16 protein-coding genes are annotated in these 18,531 nt (G+C 66.4%); 8 read left to right on the top strand and 8 right to left on the bottom strand.

Annotated features, from left to right (window positions below):
* Positions 1-16: 16 nt before the first annotated feature.
* Together NN4_RS00130 and NN4_RS00135 are read left to right on the top strand one after the other, a co-directional pair.
* Positions 17-1,150: an MCE family protein gene (locus NN4_RS00130; protein WP_147128180.1), complete on the top strand. Its 1,134-nt coding sequence runs from the start codon at positions 17-19 to the stop codon at positions 1,148-1,150.
* A 27-nt stretch (positions 1,151-1,177) separates the two neighbouring features.
* Positions 1,178-1,684 carry a GNAT family N-acetyltransferase gene (locus NN4_RS00135; protein ID WP_147127884.1) on the top strand — a complete coding sequence of 169 codons (507 nt, stop codon included), beginning with the start codon at positions 1,178-1,180 and terminating at the stop codon, positions 1,682-1,684.
* 155 nt (positions 1,685-1,839) lie between these two features.
* Here the strand turns inward: NN4_RS00135 and NN4_RS00140 are convergent, their stop codons facing one another.
* On the bottom strand, positions 1,840-3,291 hold the full coding sequence (locus tag NN4_RS00140) for an MFS transporter (protein ID WP_246180621.1): 1,452 nt from the start codon (positions 3,289-3,291) through the stop codon (positions 1,840-1,842).
* 244 nt (positions 3,292-3,535) lie between these two features.
* Here NN4_RS00140 and car point away from each other — a divergent pair, with 244 nt between their 5' ends.
* Positions 3,536-7,042, top strand: coding sequence for a carboxylic acid reductase (car, locus tag NN4_RS00145; RefSeq protein ID WP_147127885.1), 3,507 nt, complete (start codon positions 3,536-3,538; stop codon positions 7,040-7,042).
* Between the two features lie 4 nt (positions 7,043-7,046).
* Here the strand turns inward: car and NN4_RS00150 are convergent, their stop codons facing one another.
* The 3 genes from NN4_RS00150 to NN4_RS00160 all read right to left on the bottom strand — a co-directional run bounded on the left by NN4_RS00150 (position 7,047) and on the right by NN4_RS00160 (position 9,899).
* Positions 7,047-7,796, bottom strand: coding sequence for a nucleotidyltransferase domain-containing protein (locus NN4_RS00150; protein WP_147127886.1), 750 nt, complete (start codon positions 7,794-7,796; stop codon positions 7,047-7,049).
* 7 nt (positions 7,797-7,803) lie between these two features.
* Positions 7,804-8,970, bottom strand: a complete 1,167-nt coding sequence (locus NN4_RS00155) for a glycosyltransferase 87 family protein (RefSeq protein ID WP_147127887.1) — start codon at positions 8,968-8,970, stop codon at positions 7,804-7,806.
* Between the two features lie 158 nt (positions 8,971-9,128).
* Complete coding sequence (locus NN4_RS00160) at positions 9,129-9,899, bottom strand: DUF1295 domain-containing protein (protein ID WP_147127888.1); 771 nt, start codon at positions 9,897-9,899, stop codon at positions 9,129-9,131.
* A gap of 50 nt (positions 9,900-9,949) precedes the next feature.
* On the opposite strand from NN4_RS00160, the gene NN4_RS00165 reads away from it, so the two are divergent.
* The 3 genes from NN4_RS00165 to NN4_RS00175 all read left to right on the top strand — a co-directional run bounded on the left by NN4_RS00165 (position 9,950) and on the right by NN4_RS00175 (position 12,046).
* Positions 9,950-10,198 carry a hypothetical protein gene (locus NN4_RS00165; protein WP_147127889.1) on the top strand — a complete coding sequence of 83 codons (249 nt, stop codon included), beginning with the start codon at positions 9,950-9,952 and terminating at the stop codon, positions 10,196-10,198.
* Complete coding sequence (locus tag NN4_RS00170; RefSeq protein ID WP_147127890.1) at positions 10,198-11,106, top strand: helix-turn-helix transcriptional regulator; 909 nt, start codon at positions 10,198-10,200, stop codon at positions 11,104-11,106. The genes NN4_RS00165 and NN4_RS00170 overlap by 1 nt, the downstream gene beginning before the upstream one ends.
* Before the next feature lie 292 nt (positions 11,107-11,398).
* Complete coding sequence (locus tag NN4_RS00175; protein ID WP_147127891.1) at positions 11,399-12,046, top strand: hypothetical protein; 648 nt, start codon at positions 11,399-11,401, stop codon at positions 12,044-12,046.
* A gap of 34 nt (positions 12,047-12,080) precedes the next feature.
* Here the strand turns inward: NN4_RS00175 and NN4_RS00180 are convergent, their stop codons facing one another.
* On the bottom strand, positions 12,081-13,802 hold the full coding sequence (locus tag NN4_RS00180) for a GMC oxidoreductase (protein WP_147127892.1): 1,722 nt from the start codon (positions 13,800-13,802) through the stop codon (positions 12,081-12,083).
* A gap of 116 nt (positions 13,803-13,918) precedes the next feature.
* Positions 13,919-14,848: an NAD-dependent epimerase/dehydratase family protein gene (locus NN4_RS00185; protein ID WP_147127893.1), complete on the bottom strand. Its 930-nt coding sequence runs from the start codon at positions 14,846-14,848 to the stop codon at positions 13,919-13,921.
* Positions 14,849-15,000: 152 nt separating this feature from the next.
* On the opposite strand from NN4_RS00185, the gene NN4_RS00190 reads away from it, so the two are divergent.
* Entirely contained in the window at positions 15,001-15,705 is a 705-nt protein-coding gene (locus NN4_RS00190) for a TetR/AcrR family transcriptional regulator (protein ID WP_147127894.1), read from the top strand.
* A gap of 24 nt (positions 15,706-15,729) precedes the next feature.
* Here the strand turns inward: NN4_RS00190 and proS are convergent, their stop codons facing one another.
* Positions 15,730-17,169 carry a proline--tRNA ligase gene (gene proS / locus NN4_RS00195; RefSeq protein WP_147127895.1) on the bottom strand — a complete coding sequence of 480 codons (1,440 nt, stop codon included), beginning with the start codon at positions 17,167-17,169 and terminating at the stop codon, positions 15,730-15,732.
* An 85-nt stretch (positions 17,170-17,254) separates the two neighbouring features.
* The gene (locus tag NN4_RS00200; protein ID WP_147127896.1) at positions 17,255-17,905 is read right to left on the bottom strand and encodes a TetR/AcrR family transcriptional regulator; all 651 of its coding nucleotides are present in this window, start codon (positions 17,903-17,905) and stop codon (positions 17,255-17,257) included.
* A 112-nt stretch (positions 17,906-18,017) separates the two neighbouring features.
* Between NN4_RS00200 and NN4_RS00205 the strand changes: the two genes are divergently transcribed.
* Positions 18,018-18,449, top strand: coding sequence for a hypothetical protein (locus NN4_RS00205; RefSeq protein WP_147127897.1), 432 nt, complete (start codon positions 18,018-18,020; stop codon positions 18,447-18,449).
* The last annotated feature ends 82 nt before the right edge of the window (positions 18,450-18,531 follow it).

The following is an 18,531-nucleotide window of genomic DNA, read 5'->3' on the forward strand; positions in this document are numbered from 1 at the left end:
GCTGGCCGGTGCCGCCATGGTCGTTGTGCTGGTCGCCATAGTCGGTGTGGCACTTTCGATGTTCACCGGCCGGTATGTCGCGACGGCCACCGTGACCGTGGACGCGCCGCGTAGCGGGCTGGTGCTCGATCCCGCGGCGAAGGTGAAACTGCGCGGAGTGGAGATCGGGCGGGTGGAGTCGGTGGGGCGGGCGGGCGGCCGAGTGCGGTTGGTGCTCGCGCTCGATCCCGAGTCGCTGCCACTGGTTCCGGCGAATGTGCGGGTGGACATCCGCTCTACCACGATCTTCGGTGGGAAGTACGTGAACTTCGTTGTCCCGCCGCATCCTTCGGCCCACCGGCTGCGCGACGGTGCCACCGTGCCCGCGGACGCGGTGACCGTCGAATTCAACACGCTGTTCGAACAGCTCACCCGGATCCTGGCGCAGATCGCGCCGGAGCGGCTCAACGCCACCCTCACCGCCCTGTCCACCGCACTGCAGGGCCGCGGCGAGATACTCGGGGACCTGCTGGCGCGGGCCGCCGCCTATCTCCGCGACATCAATCCCAGTCTGCCTGCCCTGCACCGCGATACGATCGCCGCGGCCGAGGTCACCGCCCTCTACGCCGACACCATCGACGACCTGTTGCGCACCACGGCCAGCGCGACCACCACGAGCGTCACCCTCACCGAACAGGAAGCCGACCTGGACGCGGTGCTACTGAACGTCATCGGGCTGGCCGACACCACCGATGCCGTCCTCACCGAAAACGAACACCATCTCGCCACCACCCTGGACCTGCTCCGGCCGACCACCGGCCTGCTGAACACCTACAAGCCGGTACTGAACTGCCTCGTCCTGGGCCTGGCCGAAACGCTCCCTGACGCCGAATCTTTCGTCGGCGGCATCCAACCGGGTGCCGTCTTCAACGCCGGCTTCATGTACGGCGGCGAGCCCTACACCTACCCCGACGACCTCCCCAAGGTCAACGCCACCGGCGGCCCCCACTGCGCCGGCATCCTCGACCGCATCCCCGGCTCCCACGCCCCCTACCTCGTCACCGACACCGCCGAAAACACCCCCTACGCCCCCTCCACCACCCTGAAGGTGAATGCCCCCAAGGTCTTCCAAATCCTGTTCGCCGGTCTACCGGGAGTCTCATCGCCGTGACCCGTTGTGAGCGTGCAGGATCAGTGCATGGGGCAAACCACATTGGAGACCGAGCGACTGACGCTGGTGCCGCTACGCGCCGAGCACACCGACGCCGTCGTCGAGGTCTTCGCGGACAAAAGCATGAGCACCTACCTCGACCTCGACATCAGTGCTCCGGACACGGCGCGGGAGATGATGCGGCAGCGGCTCGCCTTCGACGGGCCGCCGGGGATGGGCCACTGGGCCTTCCTGCAAGGCGGCATTGTCGTCGGCATCGGCCACCTCCGCCCGTCATGGGAACTACCCGGCGACCTGCCTGAAATCGGCTGGTACCTCAGCCCGACCTACGGTGGGCGCGGACTCGCCACCGAGGCCGCCGCCGCCCTCCTCCGCCACGGCCTCACCGACCTTGCCCTGAACTCGGTCTGGGCCCTCGTCCATGTCGACAACAAGCCCAGCCTCCAACTCGCCGCCCGCTTGGGCTTCCTGGCCGTAGGCACCGGCGTCCACTACGGCGCCGAGCATCGAGTGCATGTCGCCCTGCCCCGCTGAGGGGCAACAGCCGCAACGGTTCTCGGATTCTGCACTGCCTCTAGGGGGCCGTAGTGGGTGCGGATCCCGAGAGTCGGTGTGGGATTCCGCGAGTGCGGGGGGCCAGGCGACAGCACAAATCCCCGGTCGAGCGACCTGGGATCCGTGTGTCGTCGTTACCGTGCCGCGCGGACCGAGAGGGCAGCTGCGAGTAGCACCGTCACCCCTTCCGCGATCGCCGTGCCACCGAGCGCGTGCGACGCCGACAGTGTCGTAGTGCCCGCCAGCCCGAGGAACAGGGAGCCGAACGAGGCGATGCCGACCACGATTCCGAGCTGCACATTGGTCACCAGGATTCCGCTGGCGTCCGCAGCGAGACTCATCGGCACCTTGGCCAGCGTCCGCGTCATCAGCGGGCTGAAGGCGAGACCGTTGCCGACCCCGCACACGCCGAGCAGCGTCAGCACGAGCGGTCCTACGTCGGCACCGTTGCGCAGCAGCGCACCCACGGCCACCATGCTCGCCGCGGCCAGTACCAGGCCGAACGGAATCATCTTGGCGTGGTAGCGATCTGGGATGCGTTCCCAGTTCAACCCGGTGACGGCGAACGTGACGCCCATCGGAATGAACAGCAGCCCGGCGTGCAGCGCGCTGTACCCGAGCGTGCTCTGCAAATGGATGGCCATCACGAACATCCAGCCGCCGAACGTCGCCATGATCACGAACAGCGTGGCCGCGGCGAGCAGCAGTCCTGGCGCGGCGAGCACGCGGTGCGAGAACAACGGCTCACCACCGCGCGCCGCTACGGCCCGCTCGATCCCGACGAACGCCGCGAAGGCAACCACGCAGGCGCCCAACGAGATCCAGGCCCACATCGGCCAGCCGAGTTCGCGGCCAAGCACCAGCGGCAGCACGAGCGCGAGCACGGCGGCAGTGAGTACGGTGAGCCCGGCGAGGTCGAGCTTGCGGTCGAACCGCTCGGTCACGGAGGGCAGAATCCGCGGCGCCAACACCAGTAGCACCACCCCGATGGGCACATTGACCAGGAACACCCCGCGCCAGCTGCTACCCCACAGATCGGCGCTGACGATCAAACCGCCCAGCACCTGCCCGGCGACCATGCCGCCGGAGATGATCGCGGCGTACACGCTGAGCGCCTTGGCTCGCGCATTGCCGGTGAAGGTGCGCTGAATGATCGTCATGATCTGCGGCACCATCGCCGCCGCCCCGACACCCTGCGCGAAGCGGAACACGATGAGCGACGACTCGTTCCAGGCCAGCCCGCAGACCAGCGAGGCGAGCGTGAACAGGGCCAGCCCGGCGATGAACATCCGCCGCTGGCCGAACCGATCGCCGAGGCGGGCGCCGGTCACCAGCAGTACGGCGTAGGCGATCACGTAACCGGCGACGATCAGCTGCAATGCCGCGCCGGAGGTGTGCAGGGAACTGCGAATCGATGGGATCGCGACATTGACGATGGCGGCGTCGAGCACGGCCATGAATTGACCGGTGAGGATCACGATGAGGATGGCCAGGGTGCGCCGCGCACCGTGCGCGGCGGGTGGAGCGGCCGGGGGAGCGGCAGCCGGCTGTGCGGCTGCCGAATCCGGCGACAAGATCTGCGTCATGCAATGAGCTTGCGGGCTCGGCAGCACCAGTAACAGGAGCCCATTAAAACTGGTATCGGCAACACCCGGATAAACCGATTCGGGCATTCGGGAGTTTTCACTCGTGCAAAACGGGGCTACGGTCAACTGTGGCGCACGCCACTTGTTCAGTGCCCGGAGCAGCGTCTTCCCGGAAATACTTAGACAAGCTAACCTGTTTTAGAGATGCAGGGCGTTTCTACTTTGTCAACGAGGGAGATTTGCCATGGCGGTTGATACACGGGACGAACGGCTACAACGCCGGATCGCGGAGTTGTTTGCCGAAGACGAACAGGTCAAGGCCGCGCGGCCGGACGAGGCGGTGTCCGAGGCGATCCGAGAACCCGGCTTACGCCTGGGGCCGATCATCGCCACCGTGATGGACAGTTATGCCGACCGCCCCGCCGTCGGACAGCGCGCGTTCGAACCGGCCACCGATCCCGCGACCGGGCGCACCTCCTTGCGGTTGCTGCCGAGGTTCGACACGATCACCTATCGCGAGCTGTGGCAGCGCGTCGGTGCGGTCGCCGCAGCATGGCAGCATGACCCCGAGAAGCCCTTGCACGCAGGCGATTTCATCGCCACCATCGGCTTCACCAGCATCGATTACGCGACGCTCGACCTCGCGACCACCTACCTGGGCGCGGCCAGCGTCCCCTTGCAAGCCGGCGCGGCCGTGCCGCAGCTGACCGCGATCCTCACCGAGACGGCGCCTCGGGTGCTCGCGTCGACTCCGGAACACCTCGGCGCGGCCGTGGATTGCCTCCTCGCTGGCACCTCGCCGGAGCGCCTGGTGGTGTTCGACTACCACCCCGAAGACGATGACCAGCGCGCCGCCTTCGACACCGCCCGCCAACGCCTGGCCGGCGCGGAGAGTTCGGTGATCGTCGAAACACTCGACGCGGTGCGCGAACGGGGTGCCGCGCTGCCGCCCGCGACGTTGTTCGTTCCCGCCGCCGACGAGGACCCGCTGTCGCTGCTGATCTACACCTCCGGTAGCACCGGCACGCCGAAGGGCGCGATGTACACCGAGCGGTTGCTGAGCTCGACCTGGCATCCGGCGGCCAACGGGGTGGCGATCAACCTCAACTACATGCCGATGAGTCACATCGCCGGCCGTCTGTCGCTGACCGGCGTGCTCGCGCGCGGTGGCACCGCGTACTTCGCGGCCAAGAGCGACATGTCGACGCTGTTCGAGGATCTGGCCCTGGTCCGCCCCATCGAGGTGTTCTTCGTGCCGCGCGTGTGCGAGATGATCTTTCAGCGCTACCGCAGCGAGATGGATCGGCTCGCCGGCGCCGACGTCGACCCGGTGGAGCTCGATCGAGCGGTGAAAGCCGATCTGCGGCAGAACTTCCTGGGCGGCCGCATGCTGGGCGTGGTCGTCGGCAGCGCCCCGATCAGCGCGGAGATGCGCACCTTCATGGAGTCCGTGCTCGACCTGCGGTTGCACGACGGGTACGGCTCGACCGAGGCGGGCGTGAACGTCCTGATGGACAATCGGGTGCAGCGGCCGCCGGTGCTCGACTACAAACTCGTCGACGTGCCCGAGCTGGGCTATTTCCGCACCGATCAGCCGCATCCGCGGGGTGAATTGCTGGTCAAGACGTCGAACCAGATTCCCGGGTACTACAAGCGGCCCGAGGTAACCGCGGAGGTCTTCGACGCGGACGGCTTCTACAAGACCGGTGACATCGTGGCCGAACTCGGGCCGGATGAGCTGATGTACGTGGACCGGCGCAACAATGTGCTGAAGCTGTCCCAGGGCGAGTTCGTCACGGTCGCTCATCTCGAGGCGGTGTACGCGAGCAGCCCGCTGATCCGCCAGATCTTCATCTACGGCAACAGCGAACGGGCCTACCTGCTCGCGGTGATCGTGCCCACCGACGACGCGCTGCGCGACCGCGACCCGGAAGCCTTGAAAACCGCGCTGGCCGCCTCCATTCAGCAGCTGGCGAAGGAATTGGACCTGCAGTCCTATGAGATTCCCCGCGATTTCCTGATCGAGACCGAGCCCTTCACCACGGACAACGGCCTGCTCTCCGGGATCGGGAAGTTGTTGCGCCCCAAGCTGAAGGAGCGCTACGGCGCACGCCTCGAACGGATCTACTCCGAGCAGGCGGAGCGGCAGACCGAAGAGATGCTCGCGCTGCGCCGCGAAGCCGCCGAACGTCCGGTGCTCGACACGGTGACTCATGCGGCACGGGCGATGCTCAACATCTCCGCCGCCGACTTGCGGCCCGACGCACACTTCACCGACCTGGGTGGCGATTCCCTGTCGGCGCTGTCGTTCTCGAACGTGCTCAACGACACCTTCGGTATCGAGGTGCCGGTCGGGGTCATCATCAGCCCGGCGAACGACCTCGCGGAGATCGCGAAATACATCGAGGCGCAACGTGGTTCAGGAGCGAAGCGGCCGTCGGTCGTCTCGGTACACGGCAGCGGGACGCAGATCAACGCGGCCGACCTGACCCTCGACAAGTTCATCGATGCCCGAACTCTGACTGCTGCCAACAGCATTCCGGCGGCGCCCGTTCCGGCGCAGACGGTTCTGCTGACCGGCGCCAACGGTTACCTCGGCCGCTTCCTCGCGCTGGAATGGCTGGAGCGGCTGGAAAAGACTGGCGGCACGCTGATCTGCATCGTGCGCGGCAGCGACGCAGCCGCGGCCAGAGACCGGCTCAACGCGGCGTTCGACAGTGGCGATCCGGCATTGCTCGAGCACTATCGTCGACTAGCGGCCGGACATCTCGAGGTACTGCCCGGCGATATCGGTGACCCGAATCTCGGTCTGGACGAACAGACTTGGCAACGGCTGGCCGACACCGTCGACCTGATCGTGCACGCCGCCGCACTGGTCAATCACGTGCTGCCGTACAGCCAGTTGTTCGGGCCCAATGTCGTCGGCACCGCGGAGATCATCCGGCTGGCGATCACGGGGCGGCGCAAGCCGGTCACCTACTTGTCCACCGTGGGAGTGGCCGATCAGGTCGACCCGGCCGCGTTCCAGGAGGACAGCGATGTCCGTGAGATGAGCGCTGTGCGCGCCGTCAACGACGGATATGCCAATGGCTACGGCAACAGCAAGTGGGCGGGCGAGGTCCTGCTGCGCGAGGCGCACGATCTGTGCGGGCTGCCGGTCGCGGTGTTCCGTTCGGACATGATCCTGGCGCACAGCCGGTATGCGGGTCAGCTCAACGTCCAGGACATGTTCACCCGGTTGGTCCTCAGTCTGGTCGCCACCGGTGTCGCGCCGCACTCGTTCTATGTCACCGATGCCGCGGGAAACCGGCAGCGGGCCCACTACGAGGGTCTGCCAGCCGATTTCACCGCGGCGTCGATCACCGCGCTGGGTGTCCAAGCCGTCGACGGCTACCAGACCTACGACGTGCTGAACCCGTACGACGACGGTATCTCCCTGGACTCCTTCGTCGACTGGCTCATCGAGTCGGGCCTGCCGATCCAGCGGATCACCGACTACGACGAGTGGTTCAGTCGGTTCGAGACCGCCATTCGTGGTCTGCCGGAGAAGCAGCGCAACGCTTCCGTGCTGCCGTTGCTGCGCGCCTACAGTCATCAGCGCCCGCCGGTCCGGGGTTCCCTGCTGCCTGCCAAGAAGTTCCAGGCGGCCGTGCAGACCTCCAATATCACGCCCGAGCACGACATTCCGCATCTGTCCTCGGCGCTGATCGACAAGTACGTGCGCGATCTGCGGTTGCTGCAGCTGCTCTGAATCCTCAGTAGGACAGTAAGACTCGCAGTCCGTCGGAGACCAGGCCGTGTACCGAGGTTGCCCGGCGTAACCGGGACAGCGGCGAGATCGGCACCGGGTGCCCTTCTCGCCGCTGTCGTATCTGTTCGATCAGCTCGGCGGGGACATGAAACCGGTCCAGCCGGGACAAGGCCTCTCGCTTGGTGATCAACTCGTTGGTCGCCAAGGTGACCTCGGCCCGAGCGAGGGTGAACAGGCTCAGGTCGATGTAGCTGTCGCGCAACCAGATCCACGGACGGCGCAGTGCGGGCACCCAGTAACCACTGAGGTCGCGGCGGACCGCTTCTGCGAGTTCGGCCGCGGTGACCTGCGGGATCAAGGCTTCCGGAGATGCCCCGAACACTGCAAATCCGAAGCGCAACAACTCCGCTCGGGCAATCCCGGTGAGCGGTCGCTCGAAGAGCATCTGCGCAGCCCACGTCACATGTGGAGTCTCGACCGCATCGAGCTCGTCTACCGGTACGTAGACACAGTGCAGCTTCGCGGCGGCGGGACGGCGAGCGATGAACCCGCGATGGAACTGCGCGAGCCGGCGCCGCTGATCGTCGCGCAACGGCCGTTCCAGCAACGCCACCAGGTCGTAATCGCTGACCCCGTGCCGATAATCACCGCTGGCGAGCGAGCCGCCCACCTGAAGAGCGACGACGTCGGCGACGGACCTGATCTCCGTGGCGAATTCGTCGAGTACGGCTTCGGCCTCCGGCGGCACACTCATACCTGTCTCATCTCACTGTTCGCGCCTCATCGGCGACCTCGACGCCTTCGCGGCGGAGCCTGAACAACAGCACTCCGGCGCAGACCAGCACCACGGCATACACGATGACAAAGCTGTTGATCAGAATCTGGGCGCCCGGCCACCACGGCGGAAACAGGAACAGCCCCACCACCACGTAATTGGGGTCGTACTCCCACGTCCACGCGCCGATCGATACGAAGAGAGCCGCGATCACGATCCACCAGCGCCACTGCGACTGCGCCTTGTGCACCAGGTAGACGAACAGGGGAACGAACCACACCCAATGGTGGTCCCAGGAGAACGGGGACACCGCGCAGGCCGTGAGACCGGCGAGCGTGACCGCGAGCAGCCGTTCGCCGCGCTGGTGCAGACCCGCCGTGATCGCCAAACTCACCAGTGCGACGGCCCCGGCGAGCAGCACCCAGAGCCAGATCGGCGCCGGATGGTGCGTCAGGTGTGCGATGGCGCCACGCAGGGATTGATTGGACGGGTGCATGTCGTCCGCAATCCGATTGGACTGGAAGAAGGTCGACGTCCAGTACTGCCGGGAATCGGTGGGCAGCACGATCCAGGCGAGAACGATCGAGGCGACGAACACCGCCACCGCGGTCGCCGCCGAACGCCACTGGCGCAGCGCGAGGAACTGGACGACGAAGTAGCTGGGGACGAGTTTGATACCGGCGGCCAGTCCGACGCCGATGCCGCGCAGCTTGCTGCCGTCGGCGCGGGAGAAGTCCCACAGCACCAGCAGCATCAGCATCAGGTTGATCTGCCCGTAGAACAAGGTAGTTCGGACGGGCTCGATGAACACGCACGTGATCGCCAGTAGCGCACTGACAGCCACGAGCCGGGCGCTGATCCGGTAGCCGAGGATGCGCCAGCTGATCAAGACACAACCGAAGAGCGCCAGCAGATTCAACACCAGCCAGGTGTCGGCGACGTACAACCACGGGATCGCGACAATAGGGATGAAGGCGATGGTCGAGAAGGGCGTGTAGGTGTACAGGAGCCCAGCGATGGTCGGCTCGGTATAGAGCGGCAGTCCGTGCAGGATGCGCCAGGCGCCGTCCCGATACACGTGCACGTCCAGCCCGCCGTCCAGGATGCCTGCCTTCTCCAGCCACGGGTCGACCGTGGTGAACAGCAGGATCACCGCGAGAGCAGCGCTTGCGGCCAGTATGAAAAGTGTTGGGCCCGTGCGTGGAAATTCCAGCATGCGGGACTTGGGCACAAGTGATCAACTTACCGAATAACTCGAGCTCGGGCACGCCCCCGGGTCTCGGGTGTCGGCGCGTCGTTGAATCGTTACCGCTACCGGGCGGTATCCGCCTGTGTCCGCGCCGGTCCGGGGAAGAACATGTTGGTGCGCGCTTGGTAGTCGCGGTAGTCCGGTCGCTTCTGGACGCTGTAGCACTCGGCGGGGATGGCGCCGGTGTAGGAGACCAGGCACCAGTACATCGATACGGAGCAGCCGACCAGCCCGAATGTGAACAATGCCGCGCTGAACAGGTTCGTCCGGCCGAAGTGGTCGACGAGTTCGGGCAGGCACATGACCACAACAGCGGTCCACTGCATCCACTGGAAGAAGTAGTTGGGGTGGCGGCTGTACTTCCACAAGCCGACATCGCAGCTGCGCTTGACGCCCGCTGTGGCCACCGCCGCGAACCGCAGCTTCTGCATGTCCGGAGTGGATTCCAGCGCCCATGAGCAGGCCCAGAGCGCGAATCCGGCCACGGTGATTGCGGAGAAAGCTGGATTGTCGGCGGAAACAGCCAGCGCGGCGGGCGCCGCGAGCACCGTGCAGTTCGCCGAGCCCTGCACGAGTACCTCCGCGACCAGGTCGACGCGTTCGCTGCCGAGTGACGTGCGCCGCCAGCGCAGCCGCTGGAAGCGGTACCGAGGCAGCTCCTTGTCGAATTCGCCTGCGCGCCAGAGGGCCAGGGCGGCCAGCCCCATGCGACCCCCGACCACCAGAGAGAAGCACGCGATCACACCGGTGAACAGCGAGAGCTCGCCGAGCGCCAGTACCTGCACGCCGAGCACGGTCAAACCCCACGGCCAGGCGATATCGACGTAGCTCATCCGGAGCGTGCGCCAGGCAGGCAGGCAGCGAACGTGAGATCGCCGCGGCCATGTTGGACGGACTCCGGCACCTGCATCGCCTGCCCATCACGCCCCCGGTCTTCGAGCTGTTCAACGTGGCCCGCACCGACAGCGAGATCGCGCGCAGCGCAGTCGAACTGACGACCGTCGGGATGGACACCTTCCGCCGGAAGGCCAAGGAGTTGCTGCCCACCTATGCCGCGTCGGCGGGCTTCGACGCTGAAACGGGTACCAGCAGCACCTGGATACCGTTAGCAGAATCCGGCACGATCATCTGATGACCGAAGTGCTGGACGTACGGGCGGTGCGCAAAGCGCGCCGCGCGGAACTGGGAACCTTCCTGAAGTCGCGGCGGGCCAAGATCTCCCCGGACGACGTCGGGTTGCCGCCCGGTCCGCGCCGCCGCACACCCGGCCTGCGCCGCGAGGAGGTCGCACAACTGTCCGGCATCGGCGTCACCTGGTACACCTGGCTCGAACAGGGACGTCAGATCAATGTCAGCGTGCAGGTGCTGGACGCGGTAGCCAGGACGCTAGCCCTCGACGACGCCGAGCGCGGCCATCTCTACCGGCTCGCCGACGTGCCGACCGTACCGAGTCCGCACGCCAACACCGCACTGCCCGCCGAGATGCAAACCATCCTCGACCATCTGACGCCCCTGCCCGCCGCGGTACTCAGCGCGAAATACGACCTGCTGGCGTTCAACGAGTCCTACGCGGCACTGTGCCCCGGCTTCCTGCTCGGCGAGCGCAATGTCGCCCGCCGCGTCTTCCTCACCCCGCAGTGCTGCAACACCTACAAGCACAGCTGGGACGACCTGCGCCGCATGGTCGCCTACCTGCGCGGCGCCTACGCGAAGAACCTCGACGACCCCACCTGGCAAGAGTTCATCGAGGAAATGTGCACCGCCAGCACCGACTTCGCCGCCCTCTGGGCCCGCAACGATGTCGCCGTCCCAGCCAACCGCATCAAACAAATCCGCAACCTCGCCATCGGCGAACTGGAAATGTTCATCACCAGCATGTCCCTCCCCGCCGTCTCCGGCGCCTGGGTCCAGATCTACACCCCCACCGACGAAACCCAATGGTCCCAGCTGCGAAAGCTGCTCGCGATGACGCCCGAACAGCAGCACGCACCCTGGGAAGAACACCGCCGGAAGTATCACTCCGCCGCCGCAACAGGCTGAACCCGACCACCGACTTTCCGCCCCACGGCGCGAAACGGATGCGCCGCGTCGCGCGCATCGATCACCGCATGCAGGCGCTCGTGCCGCAGGTCCGGGACGTTTCAGGGAAGGTCCATGATGAGTCGGTCGAACGCCGTCTGGACCTCCAGTCGGTGACGACGGACGCCGGAGCATCGAAACCCCCAACCGAGAACGGACCACCGAATCGATGGCTGACATTCGCCTCACGCCGGTAACCGACGCCTCAGCGGCAGCAGCGTGGCTCTGCACCGCGCTCAGGTTCGGAGGGCGAGTGGCCAACGGGTTTGCGGCATACGCGCGGATCCTGCATCCCGCCACCGACATCGCTACCGGCACTCAGGTGTCCCGGCCGCCGGTGGCGCAGCCGCTCGGCTCGAGCCACCGCGACCGGCTGGACTGGATCGGTGACCTTGTCGGTTCTGACAACTGGGACGCCCCCGAGCAAGGCAGCCTCGAACAACCCCAACTCGATGCCTTGATCGACGTCCTCGCCCGACACACCACCACACCGGATCAGTGCTACGTCGGCGTGTGGGAAGGCTGGCAGTGGCACAACCAGAGCAATCGGGTGTCGGGAGCAATCGAAGCGCTGAATCCCGGAACCTTGTCCCGAGAAGTCCGAAAACAAGCCAGCTTCGAGCTGCTCGACCGCTGGTATCTACTACTGCGCGGGCCCGTCCACGATGCTGGCCGCATCGGCGGACATGTCACCCCTCGGACCCTGATCATGCGCTCACCGAATTTGCTGTGGCCAGCTGACCGGGCATGGTTCGTATGCACCGAGATCGACGACTACGAAACCTACGTCAGTGGCCCCAGACAGCTCATCGACGAACTCGACGCATGCACACCACTCGACGTCGAGATGCTCAACACCGATCACCCCGGCGGCGGTGAATCGGAAGTGGTCGTGGGATGAGACGCGGTCGATCCCGGATCAGTAGGAGCCGAGATCAGCCTGCCGCTGGCGTCTCCCGGATCTGCACGATCGGAAGAACAAGGGCGGCTGGGGCGTTGGCGGGGACCATTGGCTTGGCGGGGGCGATCGGGGCGATGCGCTGGTAGGTCGCCCCGAGTGGGGGACGGGTGTCCACCTCGCCCTTGTTCGGCCAGTAGGCGGCGGCGCGTTCGGCTTGGGCGGTGATGGTGAGGGAGGGGTTGACGCCGAGGTTGGCGGAGACGGCGGCGCCGTCGACGACGCTGAGGGTCGGGTAGCCGAAAACCCGGTGGTAGCCGTCGATTACGCCGTGTTCGGGGTCGGCGCCGATGACCGCGCCGCCGAGGAAGTGGGCGGTGAGGGGGATGTTGAAGATCTCGCCCCAGCTGCCGCCTGCGATGCCGCCGATCTTGGCGGCCACCCGGCGGGTGACGTCGTTGCCCATCGGGATCCAGGTCGGGTTCGGTTCGCCGTGGCCTTGTTTGCTGGTGAGCTTGCGGCCGAAGAGTCCGCGCTTGGTGTAGGTGGTGATCGAATTGTCCAGGTGCTGCATGACCAGCGAGATGATGGTGCGCTCGCTCCAGTCCTTGGTGCTGAGGAAGCCGAGCAGGTCCATCGGGTGGCGCAGCACGACGCCGAGGAAGCGCAACCAGCGGGGGATGCGGCCGCCGCCGTCCACCATCAAAGTTTGCAGCAGGCCCATGGCATTGGAGCCCTTGCCGTAGCGGACCGGCTCGATATGCGTGTCGGGGGTGGGGTGGATGGACGAGGTGATCGCGACACCCTTGGTGAAATCGACTCCGGGCGTGACCTTCTTGGTCGCCGCGCCCACGATCGATTCGGAGTTGGTGCGGGTGAGCTGGCCGAGTCGATCCGACAACTCCGGCAGTGCACCCTTGTCCCGCATGGCGAACAGCAGTTTCTGGGTGCCGCGGGTACCGGCCGCGAGCACGACGTTCGCGGCGGTGTAGGTCTTAGGGTGTTTGCGCACCCATGCGCCGGTGCGCGCGGTGGACACGTCCCAGGTGCCGTCCGGATGCGGCCGCAGATCGGTCACCGTGGTCATCGGAATGACCTGCGCCCCGGCCTTTTCCGCGAGGTAGAGGTAGTTCTTCACGAGCGTGTTCTTGGCGCCGTACTTGCAGCCGACCATGCAGTCACCGCATTCGATGCAGCCGGTGCGTTCGGGGCCGACGCCACCGAAGTACGGGTCGGCCACGGTCTTTCCGGGTTCGCCGAAGAACACACCGACGGGGGTCTGCACGAAGGTGTCACCGACCCCGAGATCGTCGGCGACCTGCTTGAACACTTCGTCGGCCGGCGTCATGTGCGGGTTGCGCACCACGCCGAGCATCTTCTGCGCGCGCTCGTAATACGGGGCGAGCTCGTCGCGCCAGTCGGTGATGTCACGCCACTGCGCGTCCCGGAAGAACGGCTCCGGCGGCACGTACAGGGTGTTGGCGTAGTTCAGCGATCCGCCGCCGACCCCGGCGCCGCCGAGGATGAGGACATCGCGCAGCAGATGTATGCGCTGGATGCCGTAGCAGCCGAGCTTCGGCGCCCAGAGAAACTTCTTCAGCTCCCAGCTGGTCTTCGGTAGTTCGTCGTCGGCGAACCGCTGGCCGGCCTCGATGACGCCGACCTTGTAGCCCTTCTCGACCAACCGCAGCGCCGTGACGCTGCCACCGAACCCAGAACCGACAATGAGAACGTCGAAATCTGTTGCTCGCTGGTCCATAGGAAGCTCCTCGATCGGGTCGCCAGTGACTCGGGTAACACTACTACCGGGTAGGTTGTGCGCAGCACCAGGGCGGGTGACGTGACTTCGGTCCGCTGCCACCCGCCTGCCGGGCGTCACGCCTGCGATTTCCACCAGGCGACGGTAGTGGCCACGGCCTCGTCGAGGGGCGTGGGGCGCAGGCCGAGCTTGTGCTCGCTGTCGCTGGAGTCGAGGACGAACGGGCGCTCCAGTTGGTGGCCGAGTTCGGCGAGTTCGCGCATCAGCGGGCTGGCCACGCCCAGCACTTTCATCATCCACACCGGGATGACGGAGATCTTCGGCCGCGGTACGCCAGCGGCGTCGGCGATGGCGTCGATGAGCTGACGCTGGGTGATCGCCGGTGCGGTGGGTGCGTGCACGACGGTGTCGTGCACCGACTTGTCGGCTGCCGCGCGGATCATGGCGGCGGCCAGGTCGGGGATGTAGGTGAACGAGTGGGGGAGGTCGATCTTGCCGAAGGCGCTGACCCGCTTGCCCGCCAGAATCGGCGCGACCATTTGATCACCGGCCATCGAGGCGTGGACATAAGGGCCGAGGAAGTCCGCGGAGACGACACTGACCGTCGCGGTGGGGTGTGCGGCGCGGGCGCGCAGCAGTTCCTCACGCACCGCACCCTTACCGGAACGTACTGTGCGGGGCGATGTTTCGGTGATCGGCCCCTCGGTCGGCTGGTACGAGTACAAGCTCTCCGGGAAAACCACCACCGCGCCGGACTTTCCGGCCTCGTCCATGACCACCTGCTCGGCGCCGGGCAGTTCGGCGCGCCAGACCTTCGCGGAGTACTTCGAGCCGTGGATGCAGTGATAGACCGCGACGGCGCCGTCGAACTGGCCCGAAAGGTATTCCGGCGCAGCGACATCCACGCGCCGCAGTTCGATCGACGGATGCCGGGGACCGCGGCCGGAGCGGGTGAGTACCCGCACCTGGTGGCCTGCGGCGGCGAGCTGCTCGGCGATGGTGGTGCCGACCGGTCCGGCGCCGGTGACGATGTGCAGGTCAGACATTGGTGAATCCCTTCCGCGGGGCACGAGTGGCCCGGTTGCTCATCGAGAGCAGTGCTCTCTGATGAGAACGAGCATGCGGCAGTGCTCGCCAACTGTCAAGAGCACTGCTCACTGTTGTTGACAATGCTCTCTGGATATTGCACCGTGGAGACATGCCAACGACCCCGCGGGCCCGCGCCAGGGCGCAAACCATGAACGACATAGTCCGCATCGGCCGCGAACACCTGGCCACGGACGGGGCCGCCGCCCTCTCGCTGCGCGCGGTAGCTCGCGATCTCGGGGTCGTCTCCTCCGCCGTCTACCGCTACGTCAGCAGCCGCGACGAGCTACTCACCCTGCTCGTGGTGGACGGCTACAACGCCCTCGGGGACACCGTCGACGCCGCCCTCGCCGCCGCGCCCGACGACCCGATCGAGCAGCTACGCGTGCTCGCCCGCACCGTCCGTGGTTGGGCGCACGCCGAATCCGCCCGCTACGGCCTGCTTTTCGGCACCCCGGTGCCCGGCTATCAGGCCCCGGCCGACCAAACCATGGCCCCCGGGACCCGGGTGATCACCACCCTGCAAACTCTATTCGCCCGCGCCTATCAGGCGGACCTACTCCACTCGCCCGCCGCCGAGCCGCGCGTATCTGCACCTCTCGCAGCGAATTTCGCCCAGATCCGCGACGAATTCCGCCTCGACCTCCCCGATTGGCTGCTTGCCCGCGGCATCACCTTCTGGGCGAGCCTCTTCGGGACCATCAGCGCCGACGTGTTCGACATGTACGGCACCGACACCTTCGATGATCGCGACGAACTCTTCGAACATCAACTCGACGGGCTACTCGACATGCTCGGGTACCGGGCGACCGCATAACGACCTCGAGGCGGCCCGGTCGAATCAGTAAGCGCGCGAGAAGATTACGCGCTTGCCGTAGGCGGAGGGGGAGGAGCAGTGGACGCAGGGGCCTGAGTCCGGAGTGTCGGTCAGCGGGATGCAGCGGGGCGTTGCCGCGGTGCAGGCTTTGATCTCGTCCACGCAGGTGGGGCTTCCGCAGTGCAGCGCGAGGGCCCAGCCGGTGGCGACGGCTGCTTCGAACGACGTCCAGTCGTCGACCTCGTGCGTGTGCTCGTCGCGGAAGCTGGTGGCACGGGCGAGCAGGTAGGTCTGGAAGTCATCGAGGATGGCCGGGATGGTGGTGGGCAGGGTTGCCAGGTCCGCGATTTGCTTCCCGTCGTCACCCAAGCGGCGTACGAGTACGGCGGTCCCCGCGGCGAGGTCGCGGGGACCGAGTTCGACGCGGAGGGGGACGCCGCGCATCTCCCACTCGTTGAACTTCCAGCCGGGTGTTTGATCGCGACCGTCGACGTGCACGCGAATCCCCTTGGCGCGCAAGTTCTGTGCGAGTTGCTCGGCGGCGGCCAGTACCGCGGCGGCGCTGTCGCCACGCATGATCGGCACGATCACGACCTGGTGCGGCGCCAGTCTCGGCGGCAGGACGAGACCGCGGTCGTCACCATGGGTCAGCACGATGGCGCCGATCATCCGGGTGGTCATGCCCCAGGAGGTGGTGTGGCACAGCGTTTCTCGTCCGTCGGCGGCGGCGTAGCGGATGTCGAAGGCCTGCGCGAAGTTGGTGCCCAGATAGTGGGAGGTGCCTGCCTGCAAGGCTTTACCGTCGCGCATCATCGACTCGATGGTGAGCGTCTCGACCGCCCCGGCGAACCGCTCACCCGGCGTCTTCTGACCCGGCACGACCGGCATGGCCGCGAACTCCCGCGCGGCCGTGGTGTAAATGTCCAGCGCCAGTTCCATTTCCGCCCGAGCTTCCGGCTCGTCGGCGTGTGCGGTGTGACCCTCCTGCCACAGGAACTCGGTGGTGCGCAGGAACATTCGGGGGCGCATCTCCCAGCGGACGACATTGGCCCACTGGTTGAGCAGCATCGGCAGGTCTCGGTGCGAGGAGATCCACTTCGCCATCATCTCGCCGATGATCGTCTCGGATGTCGGCCGCACCACCAGCGGTTCCTCGAGCTCCTTGCCGCCGGCGTGGGTGACAACGGCCAGCTCCGGGGCGAAGCCCTCGACGTGGTCGGCTTCGCGTTCGAGGTAGCTCTGCGGGATCAGCAGCGGGAAGTAGGCGTTCTCGTGCCCGGTCTCCTTGATCCGGCGGTCCAGCTCGGCCTGGAGCAACTCCCAGATCCGGTACCCGTACGGTCGAATCACCATGGTGCCCTTGGCGGGCCCACGATCGACGAGGCCGGCCTTGATGACCAGCTCGTTGTACCAGGTGGAGAAATCCGCGCTCTGGGCGGTCACGCCGCGCTCATCCCGTGCCATGTCGACCAGGCTATCGGCGCACGCCAGTGAATTTTATGAGCGGATTACCGGCCGAGGCACCCTCTGGTCGCGCGGGCGCCGACGGTCAGCGCTGCCTCGCCCGAGCGGGCGACGTGACCGCATCCTCGGCGGTTTCTTCGACGGGTGGATAGGCGTTGCGCAGTCGGTGCATGGTCGCCGCCGCGACGGCACGGACGTCCGTCTCGTGCAGTGGGGCTGAGAACAACGCCGCACTGCACGAGAAGCCTTCAACCAGAGTGAGCAGCAGTAGCGCTTCGCGGCGCAGCGCCTCCTCATCGATCATGCGGTCGGCCAGCGCGTCGCGCAGCAGCGAGTGGATCACTCCTGCGCCCTCGAGAGCTATCGCGGCGATGTCGGCCGCAAGCTCCGGGTCTGTGCGCGCCATGACGCGGTACTCGATGAGGGCGATGTTCTCGCGGCGCTCCGGATGGCTGGTCGGCGCGGCAAAGACGATGACGTCGACGATCCGCGCCACCGGGTCGTCGGACATCGTCGTCGCGCGCCGCGCGGCGCGCTGCATGAGCACGCTCAGCGTGAAGCGCATGACCTCGCCGATCGTGTCGCCGAAGTAGTGGCGGATGCTCCCGATGGTCAAGCCGGTGCGAGCGGCGATCCGGGCGAGGGTCACCGAACGCAGCCCATGCTCGACGATTTCATCGATCACGGCGTCGGCGATCTGCTCCCGGCGGATATCCGGGTCGACTCGTTTGGGCATGAACTCATGATAGCGGTCTCTAGCATCAGCATGCTAAATTCTCTAGCATGAACATGCTAGAAACGCTTGGCGACGGTCCTCCCTCCCGTTACTGCTCTGCACAGGGCGAGACATGAAGGGCTGGTATCACCCCTGGCTCGGCTCGGGCGAGGACCTTCACGGCCTCGAAGACCTCGACGGCGAGACGGGTGCGTGGTCGCCCGCTCCAGAACCTGGTTCACCGTTGCCACCGTTCCGCCCACCCCTGTCGCTCGAGCGCACACGATTTGCAGTCGACCTTCCGGATGCGTCGACGGCGACGGTCGATGTCGATCACCTGGCGGGCCGGGCGTCGCTCTATCGGGGCGACCGCCACGTGCAGACCGCCGACATGCCGGTCCGGTTCCCGCTCGGATCAGACAGCATCGAGGTCGCCGCGAGCCGGTACGGCATGCAGCGGATTCACCTGATCAGCGCGAACGGCAGCCAACGACGTCTCGATCCCGCGCCAGGGACGCCCGAGCACCGCCTCCTGGATGCCGAGACGGATGGGATCGAGAGCTGACGCCACCGCTTCCAGCCGGACAACCTTCCTCGGTCATCGAGCGTCTCAGCGCACTCAGCCACCAACGCCCCGTCACACCCCG

This window comes from Nocardia ninae NBRC 108245 (assembly GCF_007990755.1).
In the GTDB taxonomy this organism is placed as follows: Bacteria; Actinomycetota; Actinomycetes; order Mycobacteriales; family Mycobacteriaceae; genus Nocardia; species Nocardia ninae.